15 protein-coding genes and 2 tRNA genes are annotated in these 15362 nt (G+C 64.9%); 14 read left to right on the forward strand and 3 right to left on the reverse strand.

What is annotated here, in order from left to right; translation table 11 throughout:
• The first annotated feature begins 60 nt into the window (after positions 1-60).
• The 9 genes from dnaN (at position 61) to V3W46_RS04115 (ending at position 9193) form a co-directional block, all read left to right on the forward strand.
• Positions 61-1206, forward strand: coding sequence for a DNA polymerase III subunit beta (gene dnaN, locus V3W46_RS04075; RefSeq protein ID WP_331781813.1), 1146 nt, complete (start codon positions 61-63; stop codon positions 1204-1206).
• A 9-nt stretch (positions 1207-1215) separates the two neighbouring features.
• The gene (gene gnd / locus V3W46_RS04080; protein ID WP_331781814.1) at positions 1216-2103 is read left to right on the forward strand and encodes a phosphogluconate dehydrogenase (NAD(+)-dependent, decarboxylating); all 888 of its coding nucleotides are present in this window, start codon (positions 1216-1218) and stop codon (positions 2101-2103) included.
• A gap of 9 nt (positions 2104-2112) precedes the next feature.
• Positions 2113-3363, forward strand: a complete 1251-nt coding sequence (recF, locus tag V3W46_RS04085) for a DNA replication/repair protein RecF (protein ID WP_331781815.1) — start codon at positions 2113-2115, stop codon at positions 3361-3363.
• The gene (locus V3W46_RS04090) at positions 3356-3862 is read left to right on the forward strand and encodes a DUF721 domain-containing protein (RefSeq protein ID WP_331781816.1); all 507 of its coding nucleotides are present in this window, start codon (positions 3356-3358) and stop codon (positions 3860-3862) included. Before recF ends, V3W46_RS04090 begins: the two co-directional genes overlap by 8 nt.
• A 121-nt stretch (positions 3863-3983) precedes the next feature.
• Positions 3984-5945: a DNA topoisomerase (ATP-hydrolyzing) subunit B gene (gene gyrB, locus V3W46_RS04095; protein ID WP_331781817.1), complete on the forward strand. Its 1962-nt coding sequence runs from the start codon at positions 3984-3986 to the stop codon at positions 5943-5945.
• Positions 5946-6017: 72 nt separating this feature from the next.
• Entirely contained in the window at positions 6018-8576 is a 2559-nt protein-coding gene (gene gyrA, locus V3W46_RS04100; RefSeq protein ID WP_331781818.1) for a DNA gyrase subunit A, read from the forward strand.
• Entirely contained in the window at positions 8569-8976 is a 408-nt protein-coding gene (locus V3W46_RS04105; RefSeq protein ID WP_331781819.1) for a DUF3566 domain-containing protein, read from the forward strand. The genes gyrA and V3W46_RS04105 overlap by 8 nt, the downstream gene beginning before the upstream one ends.
• Before the next feature lie 46 nt (positions 8977-9022).
• A tRNA-Ile gene (locus V3W46_RS04110) sits at positions 9023-9096 on the forward strand.
• Positions 9097-9120: 24 nt separating this feature from the next.
• Positions 9121-9193: transfer RNA gene (locus V3W46_RS04115), tRNA-Ala, on the forward strand.
• 178 nt (positions 9194-9371) lie between these two features.
• Here the strand turns inward: V3W46_RS04115 and V3W46_RS04120 are convergent.
• Positions 9372-9893 (reverse strand): hypothetical protein, encoded by a 522-nt coding sequence (locus V3W46_RS04120; protein WP_331781820.1) that lies wholly within the window; start codon positions 9891-9893, stop codon positions 9372-9374.
• Between the two features lie 144 nt (positions 9894-10037).
• Between V3W46_RS04120 and V3W46_RS04125 the strand changes: the two genes are divergently transcribed.
• Both V3W46_RS04125 and V3W46_RS04130 read left to right on the forward strand, forming a co-directional pair.
• Positions 10038-10577, forward strand: coding sequence for a peptidylprolyl isomerase (locus V3W46_RS04125; RefSeq protein WP_331781821.1), 540 nt, complete (start codon positions 10038-10040; stop codon positions 10575-10577).
• Positions 10574-11440 (forward strand): rhomboid family intramembrane serine protease, encoded by an 867-nt coding sequence (locus V3W46_RS04130; protein ID WP_331781822.1) that lies wholly within the window; start codon positions 10574-10576, stop codon positions 11438-11440. Before V3W46_RS04125 ends, V3W46_RS04130 begins: the two co-directional genes overlap by 4 nt.
• Positions 11441-11518: 78 nt before the next feature.
• Here the strand turns inward: V3W46_RS04130 and V3W46_RS04135 are convergent, their stop codons facing one another.
• Positions 11519-11761 (reverse strand): cell division protein CrgA, encoded by a 243-nt coding sequence (locus tag V3W46_RS04135; protein WP_331781823.1) that lies wholly within the window; start codon positions 11759-11761, stop codon positions 11519-11521.
• 105 nt (positions 11762-11866) lie between these two features.
• On the opposite strand from V3W46_RS04135, the gene V3W46_RS04140 reads away from it, so the two are divergent.
• Genes V3W46_RS04140 through V3W46_RS04150 form a run of 3 tightly spaced genes read left to right on the forward strand, consistent with a single transcriptional unit; the run spans position 11867 to position 13626 of the window.
• Positions 11867-12826 (forward strand): class E sortase, encoded by a 960-nt coding sequence (locus tag V3W46_RS04140; RefSeq protein ID WP_331781824.1) that lies wholly within the window; start codon positions 11867-11869, stop codon positions 12824-12826.
• A gap of 3 nt (positions 12827-12829) precedes the next feature.
• Positions 12830-12991, forward strand: coding sequence for a hypothetical protein (locus V3W46_RS04145; protein WP_331781825.1), 162 nt, complete (start codon positions 12830-12832; stop codon positions 12989-12991).
• The gene (locus tag V3W46_RS04150; RefSeq protein ID WP_331781826.1) at positions 12988-13626 is read left to right on the forward strand and encodes an anthranilate synthase component II; all 639 of its coding nucleotides are present in this window, start codon (positions 12988-12990) and stop codon (positions 13624-13626) included. Before V3W46_RS04145 ends, V3W46_RS04150 begins: the two co-directional genes overlap by 4 nt.
• A 22-nt stretch (positions 13627-13648) precedes the next feature.
• Here V3W46_RS04150 and pknB read toward each other — a convergent pair whose 3' ends face one another.
• Positions 13649-15361 (reverse strand): Stk1 family PASTA domain-containing Ser/Thr kinase, encoded by a 1713-nt coding sequence (pknB, locus tag V3W46_RS04155; RefSeq protein ID WP_331781827.1) that lies wholly within the window; start codon positions 15359-15361, stop codon positions 13649-13651.
• Position 15362: the final 1 nt, after the last annotated feature.

Consider the following 15362-nt stretch of genomic DNA (forward strand, 5'->3'; position numbering starts at 1 on the left):
GCACGACCCCGGCCTACCGGATAGCATTGACCGACAATTACGTACAAACTGAGGTGACGCGTGAAGTTCCAAGCCAACAGAGACGTTTTCAGCGAAGCCGTATCGTTCGCCGTAAAGCTCCTGCCGCAGCGAACGACACTGCCGATCCTCAGCGGTGTGCTGATCGAGGCGAGCGGCGATGGCCTCACCCTCTCGTCGTTCGACTACGAGGTCTCATCGCAGACGCAGATCACCGCCGACGTCGAAGAACCGGGTCGCGTTCTCGTCTCAGGCCGGCTGCTCTCCGACATCGCGAACCGGCTGCCCAACGCGCCGGTGCGGTTCTACACCGAAGACACCCACATCATCGTCACGGCCGGGTCGGCGAAGTTCACACTGCTGAACATGCCGGTCGAGGAATATCCGAGCCTGCCGATCGTGAGCGAGGAGTCGGGCCTGCTGAAGGCCGAAGACTTCTCGGCCGCGATCGCCCAGGTCGCCGTGGCCGCCTCCCGCGACGACGTGACCCCGGTCATCACCGGCGTGCAGCTCGAGATCACCGACAACAGGCTCTCCCTCGTCGCGACCGACCGCTACCGCGTGGCCGTGCGCAACATCGACTGGGATTCGGGCACCTCTGCCATCGAGAGCGCCACCGCGCTCGTGCCGGCACGCACCCTGCAGGAGATCGGCAAGACGTTCGGCAACAGCGGCACCATCTCGGTGGCCATCACCAACACCGACGAGCGTGAACTCATCGCTTTCAGAGCCGATCGCAAGACCGTCACCTCGCTGCTGATCAAGGGCAACTTCCCGCCCGTCAAACGGCTCTTCCCCGAGAGCGTCGACAACTACGCCGTGATGAACACGGCCGACCTCATCGAGGCGACCCGCCGCGTCTCACTCGTGCTCGAGCGTGAAGCCGCACTGCGCTTCACGTTCACCATCGACGGCGTCACACTCGAGGCCATCGGGTCAGAACAGGCCCAGGCCTCCGAGTCGATCGATGCACTGCTCACCGGAACAGACACTGTCGTCTCCCTGAAGCCCCAGTTCTTGCTCGACGGTCTCGGCGCGGTGCACTCGGAATACGTGCGCATCTCCTTCACGAAGACCGACAATCCGAACAAGCCGGGGCCAGTTCTCATCACCAGCCAGTCGTCGAAAGACCAGCCAGGCTCGGATGACTACAAGTATCTGCTCCAACCCAACCTGTTGCTTCGTTAGGAGATCATTGTGAACCTCGGACTCATCGGCCTCGGCAAAATGGGCAACAACATGCGCGAGAGGCTGCGCGAAGCGAAGATCGACGTCGTCGGCTACGACAGCAACCCCGCCGTCACCGACGTCGCAGACCTGCCCGCCCTGGCCGCGGCACTCACGACTCCGCGCATCGTCTGGGTCATGGTGCCGGCCGGCAAGATCACCGACTCGGTCATCGCCGACCTCGCCGAGGTTCTCGAAGACGGCGACCTCATCATCGACGGTGGCAACTCGCGGTTCACCGACGACTTCAAGCACGCCGAGCAGCTCGCACTCAAGGGCATCAACTTCGTCGACGCCGGCGTCTCGGGCGGCGTGTGGGGGCTGAAGAACGGCTACGGCCTGATGGTCGGCGGCCGTGACGAAGATGTGCAGCGAGCCATGCCGATCTTCGACGCGCTGCGCCCCGAGGGCCCGCGGGCCGAAGGATTCGTGCACGTCGGCGAGGTCGGTGCCGGGCACTACGCCAAGATGGTTCACAACGGAATCGAGTACGCCCTGATGCAGGCGTACGCCGAGGGCTACGAGCTGCTCGACACCAAGAAAGACATCATCAAAGACGTGACCGGCACGTTCAAGGCCTGGCAGCGCGGTACGGTCGTCCGCTCCTGGCTGCTCGAGCTGCTGGTGCTCGCGCTTGAAGAAGACCCCGAATTCGAAGACATCGAGGGGTACGTCGACGATTCGGGCGAGGGCCGCTGGACCATCGAAGAGGCGATCGCCAACGCGGTTCCGGTTCCGACGATCAGCGCCTCGATCTTCGCCCGCTTCGTTTCGCGCCAGGAGGACTCGCCGGCCATGAAGGCCGTCGCCGCTCTGCGCAACCAGTTCGGTGGCCACGCGGTCAAGAAGGCCGACTAGCCGCACACGATGCTGGTTCGTCACCTCAGCCTCACCGACTACCGCAACTACGCGTCGGCCGAGGTATCGCTCAGGCCGGGCGCCAACCTCTTCGTCGGCAGCAACGGCCAGGGCAAGACGAACCTGGTGGAGGCGCTCGGTTACCTGAGCACGCTCGGCTCGCACCGGGTATCGGGCGACCGGGCGCTCATCCGAAGCACCGAGCAGTCGGCCATCATCAGGGCTCGGCTCGAGAACGACGGCCGAGAGCTGCTCGTCGAGGTGCAGCTCAACCGCGAGGGCGCCAACCGCGCCCAGGTCAATCGGTCGGTGGTCAAGATACGGGAGATACCGCGATACTTCTCGAGCGTACTGTTCGCCCCCGAAGACCTCGCGCTCGTGCGGGGCGATCCGTCGGGCCGGCGGCGGTTTCTCGACCAGCTGCTGGTTGCGCGCATTCCGCGGCTGGCCGGTGTGCAGGCCGACTACGAGCGGGTGCTCAAGCAGCGCAATACGCTGCTCAAGTCGGCACGGGCGTCCGGAGTCAGGGGAACCCAGCTGTCGACGCTCGACATCTGGGATGAACGGCTGGTCGCCCTGGGGTCGGAGATCATCGTCGACCGTGACGCCCTCGTCGCACGGTTGCGCCCGCACGTCGAGGCGGCCTACCTCGCCGTGGCCGGCGCCGACCACTCGCCGCGACTGTCACTGCGGCTCAGCATTCTCGGTGCCACGGGCGACGATGACGATTCCGCACCCGTCGACGCGGCAGTGTCAGCCACCATCGCGTCGCCCTACGAGCGGGTGGAGGTCGAACAGGCGTTCCGGGCCGCCCTCGCTCGCGTTCGAAGGCAGGAGCTCGACCGCGGCATCACGCTGTGCGGCCCCCACCGCGACGACATCCTGTTCGAGCTCAACGCACTGCCGGCAAAGGGATACGCGAGCCACGGCGAATCGTGGTCGTTCGCGCTGGGTTTGAAGCTGGCGTCGGCTGACCTGCTGCGCTCAGACTCGGCCACCGGCGATCCGGTGGTCATTCTCGACGACGTGTTCGCCGAGCTCGACGCGGCCCGGCGTCGTCGGCTCGCCGCCTCGGTCGCCGACTACGAACAGGTGTTGATCACGTCGGCGGTGTTCGATGATGTTCCCGAGCAGCTGACGGCGCACACCGTGCGCATCTCGGCGGGAACGATCCTCGACGAGGTGCCCGAGGTGCCCGAGGTGCCCGAGGTACCCGAGGTACCCGAGGTACCCGAAGGCGACGGCAGCCACCATGGCTGAGACCGGCGACGACGCGTCGAGCACCGAGTCGCGTTCGGTCTACCTGCGATTCAAAGCCGTCTTCGGTGATACGGCGACCACACGCCCCAACTCCAGGCGCAATCGAGTCGTCATCGCGGGCGAGACCGTTCCGTACGGCACGGGACGTGAGCCGAAGGGCATCGCGTCGGTGATGGATGGCCTGACTACCGACCTGGGCTGGTCGCGCTCGCTGGCGAAGTCAGACCTGATGCTCGCGTGGAAACAGATCGCGGGAGAAGAGACGGCTGAACACAGTCATCCGACAGAGATAACCGACTCGGTTCTGACCGTTCAGTGCGATTCCACGGCGTGGGCCACGCAGTTGCGATTGATGCGCACGATGATCATGACGCGCATCGTCACCGAGTTCCCCGACGCGGGCATCCAGTCGATACGCTTTCTCGCCCCCGACGCTCCCTCCTGGAAAAGAGGTTCCAGATCAATTCCAGGGCGGGGCCCTCGCGATACTTACGGCTAGGAAGGCAAAACAGGTCACCCTGCCAAAATAAACGCGTCAGATCGCCGCCAAAGCGGCGGTTGCATCACGATATTTGGTAGAATAAAGGGTCGCCCTTCGTTACTTTGGAGCCAAATAATCTATGACATCACCACTAGACCAGTCTGACTCCGAAGACGAATACGGTGCCGACGCGATCCAGATTCTCGAGGGTCTCGAAGCGGTTCGCAAACGCCCCGGAATGTACATCGGCTCGACCGGGCCGCGGGGTCTGCACCACCTGGTCTACGAGGTCGTCGACAACTCCGTCGACGAGGCGCTGGCGGGGTACTGCGACACCATTCTCGTCACCATGCGCAAAGACGGCGGCATTCGTGTGGTCGACAACGGGCGTGGTATACCGGTCGACCTCAACACCAGCCAGAACAAGTCGACCGTCGAGGTCGTGCTCACCATCCTGCATGCCGGCGGCAAGTTCGGGGGCGGCGGGTATTCGGTGTCGGGCGGCCTGCACGGCGTGGGCATATCAGTGGTGAACGCCCTCTCGTCAGAGCTCGACGTCGAGGTGCGCCGCCAGGGTCACGTGTGGCGCCAGAGTTACAAGCACGGCGTTCCGCAGGCACCCCTGTCGCAAGACGAGGTGTCGACCGAGACGGGAACGACCACCACATTCTGGCCGAGCGCCGAGACATTCGAGACGGTCGACTTCGACTACGAGACGCTGCGCGCACGCTTCCAGCAGATGGCCTTTCTGAACAAGGGTCTTCGCATCACGCTCACCGACGAGCGCGGTGACGAAGACGTCGTCGTCAGCTACCTCTACGAGCAGGGCCTGGTCGACTACGTCGAATACCTGAACCGGGCCAAGAAGAACGAACTGGTGCACGACGAGGTCATCTCGTTCGAGAACGAAGACACCGACCGCAAGATCTCGCTCGAGGTCGCGATGCAATGGACCAACGGGTACACCGAGAGCGTGCACACCTACGCGAACACCATCAACACGCACGAGGGCGGAACCCACGAAGAGGGCTTCCGTGCCGCGCTCACGTCATTGGTGAACCGGTACGCGCGTGACAAGGGCATCCTGAAGGAGAAAGACGAGAACCTGAGCGGCGACGACGTTCGCGAAGGTCTCACCGCCGTCATCTCGGTGAAACTCGCCGAACCTCAGTTCGAGGGCCAGACCAAGACGAAGCTCGGCAACACCGAAGCCAAGGCGTTCGTACAGAAGGTGGCCGGCACCGAACTCGCCGACTGGTTCGACCGCAACCCCACGCAGGCGCGCGACATCATCCGCAAGGCGATCCAGGCGTCGCAGGCCCGCATGGCTGCCCGCAAGGCCCGTGAGCAGACACGGCGCAAGGGCCTGCTCGAGGGCGGCGGCATGCCCGGCAAGCTCAAAGACTGCTCGAGCCGCGACCCTGCCAAGAGCGAGATCTTCATCGTCGAGGGCGACTCGGCCGGCGGTTCCGCCATCCAGGGCCGAAACCCCGAGACGCAGGCCATCCTCCCGCTGCGCGGCAAGATCCTGAACGTCGAGAAGGCGCGGCTCGACCGCGCCCTCGGCAACAACGAGGTGCAGGCCATGATCACGGCGTTCGGCGCCGGCATCGGCGAAGACTTCAACCCCGACAAGGCGCGGTACCACAAGATCGTGCTGATGGCCGATGCCGACGTCGACGGCCAGCACATCACGACACTGCTGCTGACGCTGGTGTTCCGCTATATGCGGCCGCTCATCGAGCTGGGTTACGTCTACCTGGCGATGCCGCCGCTGTACCGGCTCAAGTGGTCGAACGCTCCGCACGAGTACGTCTACTCCGACACCGAGCGCGACGCGCTGCTCGAGCACGGGGCCGCGGCCGGCAAGCGCATCCCGAAAGACAACGGCATCCAGCGGTACAAGGGTCTCGGCGAGATGGACTACCGCGAGCTGTGGGACACGACGATGGACCCAGACACCCGCACGCTGCGCCAGATCACGCTCGACGACGCGGCCGCAGCCGACGAGATCTTCTCGACCCTCATGGGCGAAGACGTCGAATCGCGCCGCAACTTCATCCAGAAGAACGCCAAAGACGTACGGTTCCTCGACATTTAGCGGTCGCGAGTTTCGATACGCCCCGCAGAGCGGGGCTGCTCAACCAGCGCACTACACGACAGATAGAGAACGATGACTGACGAAACCCCCACCGGCGACGAGCAGGCCCCCGACTCGCGCGGCGCGACGACCGACCGCATCGAGCAGGTCGACCTGCAGCTCGAGATGCAGCGGTCGTACCTCGACTACGCGATGAGCGTCATCGTCGGGCGCGCGCTGCCCGACGTTCGCGACGGCCTCAAGCCGGTTCACCGCCGAGTGATCTACGCGATGTACGACGGCGGCTACCGGCCCGACCGCGCATTCTCGAAGTCGGCGCGCGTCGTCGGCGAGGTGATGGGGCAGTTCCACCCGCACGGTGACACGTCGATCTACGACGCTCTCGTTCGCCTCATTCAGCCGTGGAGCCTGCGCTACCCGCTGGCGCTCGGCCAGGGCAACTTCGGCTCGGCCGGCAACGACGGCGCCGCAGCCCCCCGGTACACCGAGACGAAGATGGCGCCACTCGCCCTCGAGATGGTGCGCGACATCCAGGAAGAGACCGTCGACTTCACCGAGAACTACGACGGTCGTACGCTCGAGCCGGTCGTGCTGCCGAGTCGTTTTCCGAACCTGCTCGTGAACGGGTCGGTCGGCATCGCGGTGGGCATGGCCACGAACATCCCGCCGCACAATCTGCGCGAGGTGGCGGCGGGTGCCATCTGGTACCTCGAGAACCCCGACGCGAGTCGCGAAGAGCTGCAAGATGCGCTGATCCAGCGCATCAAGGGCCCCGACTTTCCGACCGGCGCCCAGATTCTCGGCGTGAAGGGCATCCACGATGCCTATCGCACCGGTCGTGGCTCGATCACGATGCGCGCGGTCGTCAACGTCGAAGAGCTGCAGGGTCGTACGTGCCTCGTGGTCACCGAGCTGCCGTACCAGGTGAACCCCGACAATCTCGCGATCAAGATCGCCGAGCTGGTGAAAGACGGCAAGGTCGCCGGCATCGCCGACATTCGCGACGAGACCTCGGGCCGCACCGGCCAGCGTCTCGTCATCGTGCTGAAGCGCGACGCGGTGGCCAAGGTGGTGCTGAACAACCTCTACAAGCACACGTCGCTGCAGGAGAACTTCGGCGCCAACATGCTCGCGATCGTCGACGGCATTCCGCGCACCCTGCCGATCGACGGATTCATCACCGAGTGGGTCGCCCACCAGATCGACGTGATCGTTCGCCGCACCCAGTTCAGGCTGCGCGAGGCAGAAGAGCGCATGCACATTCTGCGCGGGTACCTCAAGGCACTCGACGCGCTCGATGAGGTCATCTCGCTCATCCGCCGCTCTGAGACCGTCGACGACGCCCGCACCGGCCTGATGGCGTTGCTCGAGATCGACGAGATTCAGTCAGACGCGATTCTGACCATGCAGCTGCGCCGCCTGGCCGCGCTCGAACGCCAGAAGATCGCCGACGAGGCCGCGGCGCTGCAGCTCAAGATCGACGAGTACCACGAGATTCTCGCCAGCCCCACCCGGCAGCGCGAGATCATCGTCGAAGAGCTCACCGAGATCGCCACGAAGTTCGGCGACGACCGCCGCACCGAGATCATGTTCGGCTTCGACGGCGACATGAACGTCGAAGACCTGATTCCCGAAGAAGAGATGGTCGTCACCGTCACACGCGGCGGTTACATCAAGCGCACCCGCAGCGACAACTACCGCAGCCAGCACCGCGGAGGCAAGGGTGTCAAGGGCGCCCAGCTGCGGGCCGACGACGTGGTCGAGCACTTCTTCGTCACGACCACGCACCACTGGTTGCTGTTCTTCACGAACAAGGGCCGGGTGTACCGCGCGAAGGCGTACGAGCTGCAGGAGGCCGGCCGCGACGCGAAAGGCCAGCACGTGGCGAACCTGCTGGCGCTCGCCCCCGACGAGCAGATCGCCCAGATTCTCGACATTCGCGACTACAAGGCGGCGACCTACCTGGTGCTCGCCACCCGCGAAGGGCTGCTGAAGAAGACGGCGCTCAGCGAGTACGACACGAACCGCTCGGGCGGCATCATCGCCATCAACCTGCGCGACGACGACGAACTGGTCTCGGCGCTGCTGGTCGAAGAGACGTCGGATGTTCTGCTGGTGTCGAAGCTCGGCATGTCGATTCGCTTCACGGCGTCGAACGAGGCGCTGCGCCCGATGGGTCGCTCGACGGCGGGCGTCATCGGCATGAAGTTCCGCGACGGCGACTACCTGCTCGACGCCTCGGTGGTGTCAGAGGCCGGGTTCGTATTCGTGGTCACCGAAGGCGGCTACGCCAAGCGCACCTCGGTCGACCAGTACCGGCTGCAGGGCCGGGGAGGCCTGGGCATCAAGGTGGCCAAGCTGCAGGAGGAACGCGGCGAGCTCGCCGGTTCGCTCATCGTCGACGAAGACGACGAGGTCTTGGTGGTTCTTGCCAGCGGCAAAGTGGTACGCTCTGCCGTGGCCGAAGTCCCGGCCAAGGGCCGAGACACCATGGGTGTCGTCTTCGCACGATTCGCCGATGAAGATCGCATAATCGCGTTGGCCAAAAACACCGAACGAACCGTAGTCTCAGAGGACTCTGCCCCGGCAGACGACACTGCAGATGCCGGAGAGGAACCGATCGATGAGTAATGTGGCCGAAAAACTCGCCAAGAAGTCGTCTCGCCCCGCGCAGACCAAGCAGGTACGCCTGCGCCTGGTGTACGTCGACTTCTGGTCGATTTTGAAGCTGTCTTTTCTCTGGTCGATCATTCTCGGCATCATCACCGTCGTGGCCGCGTTCCTCATCTGGTCGCTGCTCAACCAGACGGGCGTGTTCAACTCGATCAACAGCGTGCTGACCGAGATCGCAGGTCAAGGCAACTTCAACCTGAACGACGTCGCGTCGCTCGGCCAGGTGATGGGCTTCGCGGTGATCGTGGCCATTCTCGACGTGATCGTCATCACGGCCCTCGGCGCCATTGCGGCGGTTCTCTACAATCTGACCGTGAAGATCACGGGCGGGGTCATGCTCGGTTTTACGAACAAGTAGGTATTGGGTAAGATAACAAAGTTGCGTTTTACGCAGCGGCCCACTCGGGGGTATAGCTCAGGCGGTTAGAGCGCTTCACTGATAATGAAGAGGTCCCAGGTTCAAGTCCTGGTACCCCCACACCAATCCACTTCGTAGACGTACGGGGCCTTAGCTCAATTGGTAGAGCGCCTGCTTTGCAAGCAGGAGGTCAGGAGTTCGATTCTCCTAGGCTCCACTGTGTTTATTGTTTCGCCGGTCCCCGCCCGGCGAAACGACGGGTTTACGGTTTGGGCGGTGCCCGCCCGGCGAAACGACGAGGCCGACGAGAAGTCGGCCTCTTTCTGTTAAGCGCTCTTGCCCGCAACAAAAAAGAGGACCAACCCGCGATGGGTTGATCCTCTTTTGCGTCTCGGTCAGGAGGCGGGAGGAGTGTCGAGCTCGTCTTCGCTGATCCACAGCTCGTCGTCGGCCCGGAACGTCTGCCAGACGGCGTAACCGATGCCAGCCGCGGCGACAACACCGGCGGCGATGGCGAAGTACAGGCCGATCGAGTGGCCCTTCTTCACCGGAGCGGGCGGCTGCAGCTTGGCGAGGGCGCCTTTGACGAAGGAATTGTCGGAGATACCGAGAGCCGCTGCCGCGGAACCGACACTGCCGCCGACGGCGGGAAAGACGTCGGACTTGAGCTTGGAGTAGACCTGGTCGCCGGTGTGCTTCGCTGAAGCGACGTTACGGGCCGCATTCTGAGCGAACTGGTTCGAGGCGGCCTGCACGCGCGGAACGACCTCTTCTTTGGTGAGGGCGGCGGCCTGGAGCTTCGCCTCGCTAGCGACGTGGTTCGCGCGGGCGAGGAGCTCCTGCTGGTCGAGCCACAGCTCTCCGGCGTTCTTGCGCAGGCGCTTGAGCGCCTTCGTGCGCTTACGGGTGAGACTCATTGGAAACCTCCATCGGCTGAGAACGGCGTTCGACTCAATCCTGCCATGCTATTGCCGACCCCCGCGCATTGGCCAGCTGACTATCGGCTTTCTTTACCCTGACCCTTGACTGAACGCGGGGCGGCGTGTGTGAGAATTGGAGGCATGGCCAAGCACACCCACGTCGCAACGCTCCACACCAACCTCGGCGACATCACCGTGAACCTCTACGGCAACCACGCGCCCCAGACCGTGAAGAACTTCGTCGGCCTCGCAACCGGTGAGCGCGAGTGGACCGACCCGAAGACGGGCACGGCCACCACCGCCAAGCTGTACGACGGCAGCATCTTCCACCGCATCATTCCGGGCTTTATGATTCAGGGCGGCGACCCGCTGGGCAACGGCACCGGCGGCCCCGGCTACCGGTTCAACGACGAGATCTCGCCCGACCTCGACTTCAGCCAGCCGTACATCCTCGCGATGGCCAACGCCGGCATCCAGGGCGGGCAGGGTACCAACGGTTCGCAGTTCTTCATCACCGTCGGCCCCACCCCGTGGCTGCAGGCGAAGCACACCATCTTCGGCGAGGTCGCCGACGACTCGTCGCGCCGCATCGTCGACAAGCTGGCCGCCGTGGCGACCGACTCCTACGACCGCCCGCTCGACGCGGTCGTGATCGAGAGTGTAGACGTCACCGAGGCGTGACCAGCGCACCCTACAACCCCGACAACTTCTGCTACCGGCACCCCGACCGGCAGAGCTTCGTGCTGTGCCAGCGCTGCGGGCGGACGATCTGTCCGCAGTGTCAGGTGCAGGCGGCGGTGGGGGTGCACTGCGTCGAGTGCGCCCGCTCTGATCGCAAGACGCCTCAGTACAGGCGGCCGCCCCGGCTGATCCGCAGCGCCCGTGCCTCGGTACGGTCATCCGATGCCCCCGTGGTCACGTACAGCATCATGGGCGTGACGGTGCTGATCTGGCTGCTCAACTTCTTTCCATCACTCGGCATCACCCAGGCCCTGCTCTACGCACCGGTGTACTCGAACCCGGCGTTCGGCCACTTCGAGCCGTGGCGCATGCTCACCTACGCGTTCGTGCAGTCGCCGTTCACGCTGAGCAACCCGCTGAGCATCATCAATATCTTGTTCACGATGTTCTCGCTCTACATCTTCGGCCGGCTGCTCGAGCCCATGCTCGGGCGATGGCAGTTCGCGCTGCTCTACGTTCTGTCGGCACTCGGCGGTGCGCTGGCCGTCGCGTGGCTCGCGTCACCGACCACCGCAGTCATCGGCGCGACGGGCGCGATCTTCGGCCTGATCGCCGGGCTATTCTTCTTCGCCCGCAGGCAGGGCGGCAACATGACCCAGCTGCTGGTTCTGGTGGGGTTGAACCTCGTGCTGGCGTTCATCGTCGGCGGCGTGTGGCAGGTGTATGTGGGCGGTCTCGTCGTCGGTGCCCTCACCGGGCTGATCTATGCCGAGTTCGGCCAGCGGCGGCAGCGAACGACCCAGCGGTTGCTGCTCGCGGCGCTCGCAGTGCTGACAATCGTGCTCACTGTGGTGCGACCGTAGCGAACTCTCACGCTCTGGCAGTGAAGTTATCCACAGCAGTTTCCACACTGTGCATAATTACACGCGTGTAATTGTCGGTTAGCGCCAACGGGTGGTCATCAAGAAGCCGATGAACGCCACACCGAAGCCGATGAGGATGTTCCAGCTGCCGAGGTCGGGAATCGGAAAGGTGCCCTGGCTGACGTAGAACACGATGATCCAGGCAAGCCCGACGAGCATGAAGCCGAACATCACGGGCTTGTACCACACCGGGTTCGGTGCCTGGTCGTCGCTCGAGCGCTGCACTACTTGCTGGGAGGATCGGGTCTTGTCGCGGGCCATGCCGACGATTCTAGCCGGGAATGCTGTTCAGCCGTCGAGAGGGCGAGTGAAGTACCCTGTTGGTCATCCAGCTACACTTCACCTCGACCTCGTACTATGGATGCCGTGACAGAGCAAAACTCATCTTCTGACCAACCGCCCACCCGGCGCGCCGCACGTGCCGCCGAAGAACGGGCAGCCCAGGAGCGTGCCGCCAAGCCCGCGGAGCCCGCCAAGCCCGCGGAGCCCTCGGTAGAGGCACAGGCCGTATCGGCCCGGCCTGTGCACGCCGCCGCAGCACAGCCCGCCCACGAGGCGAAGCCGAAGTCAGGCTCGGTCGTCCGCTCGGTCATCGGCGTCGCGGGCGAGGTACTCATCACCGCCGGCGTTCTCGTCTTCCTCTTTCTCGGCTGGCAGCTGTGGATTCAGGGCATCGCCCTGAACAACGCCCAGACGAACGAGGCGAGCGGCCTCTCGCAGGGCTGGAGCGCGGCGACCGTCGGCCCGACCGACTCGTCGGCCACCACACCGCCCACAGCCGCGGCGGGAGGGGGCACGACGAACGCTTCGGCGCCCGTGGTGATGGCGGCTCCCGCCGACACGAAGCAGTTCGCCGTTCTATACGTGCCCCGCTTCGGCGCCGACTATGAGCGCACCATCTCGCAGGGTGTCGACGCGAAGACCGTTCTGAACGGCGGCGGCGCCGGGCACTACGACCAGAGCCAGATGGCGGGCGACATGGGCAACTTCGCGATCGCCGCACACCGCGACGGCTGGGGCAGCCCTTTCATCGACATCAACGAACTTCAGGTCGGCGACCCGATCTACGTCGAGACCCAAGACGGCTGGTACACCTACCGCTTTCGCAACCTCGAGTACGTGACCCCCGACGGGGTCGACGTGCTGAGCGAGGTTCCGCAGGTTCCGGATGCCGCACCGACCGATCGGCTCATCACCCTGACCAGCTGCAATCCGCTCTACATCGCGTCTGAGCGCATCATCGCGTACGGCGTGCTCGACTCGTTCACTCCGCGCAGCGCGGGGGCGCCGGCCGAGATCGCCGGCATCAGTGGAAAGGGGGCCTGACCCGTGTATGGAGCCTTGTGGCGGGTGCTGCCCGGGCCGGTCTGGGCACGCATCCTGATTCTGCTCGTTCTGCTGGCGGCGGTGCTGTTCCTGCTGTCGACATGGGTCTTTCCCTGGGTAGACGAGATGCTGACCCCCAGCCAACCGGTTACGGTTAACCCATGACCCACGTACTCGTGATCGACAACTACGACAGCTTCGTCTACACGTTGAACGGTTACCTGCACCAGCTCGGTGCCGAGACAACCGTGCTGCGCAACGACGCGTTCTCGGTCGACGACGCAGTCGCAGCCCTCGACGGGTACGACGCTGTGCTGATCTCGCCCGGGCCCGGCAAGCCGTCGGAGGCCGGGGTCTCGATCGCCATGGTGAATGCAGCGCTTCAGACACAGACGCCACTGCTCGGCGTGTGCCTCGGTCACCAGGCCATCGCCGAGGCCATGGGCGCGACGGTGACGAATGCCGAAGAGCTGATGCACGGCAAGACCTCAGTGATCGTGCACGACGGCAGCCCGTTCTACGACGGGGTGGCGCAGAACTTCCTCGCCACGCGGTACCACTCGCTGGCCGTCGTCGACGGAACGGTACCGGCGACGCTGGTCGTCACCTCTCGCACCGAGGGCGGAGTGATCATGGGCCTGCGTCACGAGAGTGCGCCGGTGTACGGCGTGCAGTTCCACCCCGAGTCGGTACTCACCGAGGGCGGCTACCAGATGCTCGCGAACTGGCTGGCCGCGGCGGGCCTGCCGTCGGCACAGGATGCCGCCAAGATGCTCAGCCCGCTGGTGACCTCGGCCTGAGGCCGCTCAGCCGGCCTGACGCTCAGCCGTTGCAGTACTTGAGGTCGATGGCCGACGCCTGCGGCGCGTCACCCGCGTCGATCGACTGGTAGGTGACCTGTGTGCCGGCGATGCCGACGAGCTTGTCGCAGTTCTCCTGTGTGTCGGTCTCTGCGGTCACCGTGAGGTTCTGGGCCTGCAACGTGCTTGTGGCGAGGTCGAGCGGCTGGCCGACGACGAGCGGCACGGTGACGAGCCCGTTCGACACGACGAAGTCGAGGGTGCCGCCCACGAAGCTCTGTGCACCGGAGGCCGGTGTGGTGCTGATGATGACGTCGGCCGGAACGGTCGGCGAATTCTGTTTGGTCGTCGAACCGACGAGCAGGCCGAGGGCGGTGACCTTGGGCGTGGCGTCGGCGACGGTGGTACCCGAGAAGTCGGGCAGGGTCACTGTCTGCTTGCCGAGTGACACGTACACGCTGATGAGCGTCTGGGGCTGAACGATGGTGCCGGCCGGAGGGTCGGTGCTGATCACCTCGCCGGCCGGAATCGTGGGGTCGTTCTTGTCGAACCGCTGGGTGACCAGGTTGAGCTGCTGCAGTGTGGCATTCGCGCTGTCGTAGGTCTGCCCGCTGACCACGGGAACCTGGCGTGACGACACCGGCATGATGGAGGTCTCGCGCAGGCTGAACACCCAGAACAGGATGGCGACGAGAATGACGGCGACGCTTGCGATGCCGGCCCAGATCCAGATGACCGGCGGGCGCGACTGCGTTCGCACCGTGTACTCGTCGTCGCCGGCGAGCTGGGTGAGAGCGGAGTCCGACCCGCCGGTGAGGGTGGGCGGGGCGCCGAACAGCGAGGCCTGGAAGTCTTCGGCCGGCAGCCGCTTCGACGGAATCTTGCCGGCCCCGGCGATCTGCAGGTCGGTCTTGAAGTCGGCGGCACTCTGGAAGCGCGCGAACCGGTCTTTGGCGAGGGCGTGTGCGACCACCTGGTCGAGCGCGGGCGAGACCTTCGGGTTGATCGAGCTGGGCGCCACCGGCGCCTCGCTGACGTGCTGGTAGGCGACCGCGACAGGGGTCTCACCGCGGAACGGCGCCCGGCCTGTGAGCAGCTCGAACAACACAATGCCGGTGGAGTAGAGGTCGGTACGGGCATCCACCGACTCGCCCCGCGCCTGCTCGGGCGAGAAGTACTGCGCCGTGCCGAGGATGGCGGTGGTCTGGGCGACGGTGGCCGACGAGTCGGAGATGGCGCGGGCGATGCCGAAGTCCATCACCTTGACCTGGCCCGAATTGGTGAGCATGATGTTGCCCGGCTTGATGTCGCGGTGCACGACGCCGGCCCGGTGCGAGTACTCGAGGGCGGTGAGGATGCCATCGGTGATGCGCACGGCCTCGGCCGGGTCGACCGGCCCCTGGCGTATCAGGTCTTTCAGCAGGATGCCCTGCACGTACTCCATGACGATGAACGGCACGATCGCCTCGGCCCCGCCCGGTTCGACGACCTTCTCTTCACCGGCGTCGAACACCCGCACGATGGTCGGATGCGCCATGCGCGAGGCGGCCTGCGCCTCCTGGCGGAACCGGGTGCGAAAGATCGGATCGCCGGCGAGCGATGACTTGAGGAGCTTGATCGCCACCTGGCGGCCGAGACGCTCGTCACGACCGACGTACACGTTCGACATGCCACCGCGACCGATGATGTCACCGATGCGGTATCGCCCGGCGAGGAGGCGACTGTCATCGGTCACG

Origin of the sequence: Subtercola sp. YIM 133946 (assembly GCF_036553535.1) — a bacterium.
Taxonomy (GTDB): Bacteria; Actinomycetota; Actinomycetes; order Actinomycetales; family Microbacteriaceae; genus Subtercola.

What these genes read in the sequence shown, in the direction of transcription:
- recF (WP_331781815.1), top strand. Translation starts at nt 2,113, where the DNA reads ATGCTGGTTCGTCACCTCAGCCTCACCGACTACCGCAACTACGCGTCG.
- V3W46_RS04090 (WP_331781816.1), top strand. Translation starts at nt 3,356, where the DNA reads ATGGCTGAGACCGGCGACGACGCGTCGAGCACCGAGTCGCGTTCGGTC.
- gyrB (WP_331781817.1), top strand. Translation starts at nt 3,984, where the DNA reads ATGACATCACCACTAGACCAGTCTGACTCCGAAGACGAATACGGTGCC.
- gyrA (WP_331781818.1), top strand. Translation starts at nt 6,018, where the DNA reads ATGACTGACGAAACCCCCACCGGCGACGAGCAGGCCCCCGACTCGCGC.
- V3W46_RS04105 (WP_331781819.1), top strand. Translation starts at nt 8,569, where the DNA reads ATGAGTAATGTGGCCGAAAAACTCGCCAAGAAGTCGTCTCGCCCCGCG.
- V3W46_RS04120 (WP_331781820.1), bottom strand. Translation starts at nt 9,893, where the DNA reads ATGAGTCTCACCCGTAAGCGCACGAAGGCGCTCAAGCGCCTGCGCAAG.
- V3W46_RS04125 (WP_331781821.1), top strand. Translation starts at nt 10,038, where the DNA reads ATGGCCAAGCACACCCACGTCGCAACGCTCCACACCAACCTCGGCGAC.
- V3W46_RS04135 (WP_331781823.1), bottom strand. Translation starts at nt 11,761, where the DNA reads ATGGCCCGCGACAAGACCCGATCCTCCCAGCAAGTAGTGCAGCGCTCG.
- V3W46_RS04150 (WP_331781826.1), top strand. Translation starts at nt 12,988, where the DNA reads ATGACCCACGTACTCGTGATCGACAACTACGACAGCTTCGTCTACACG.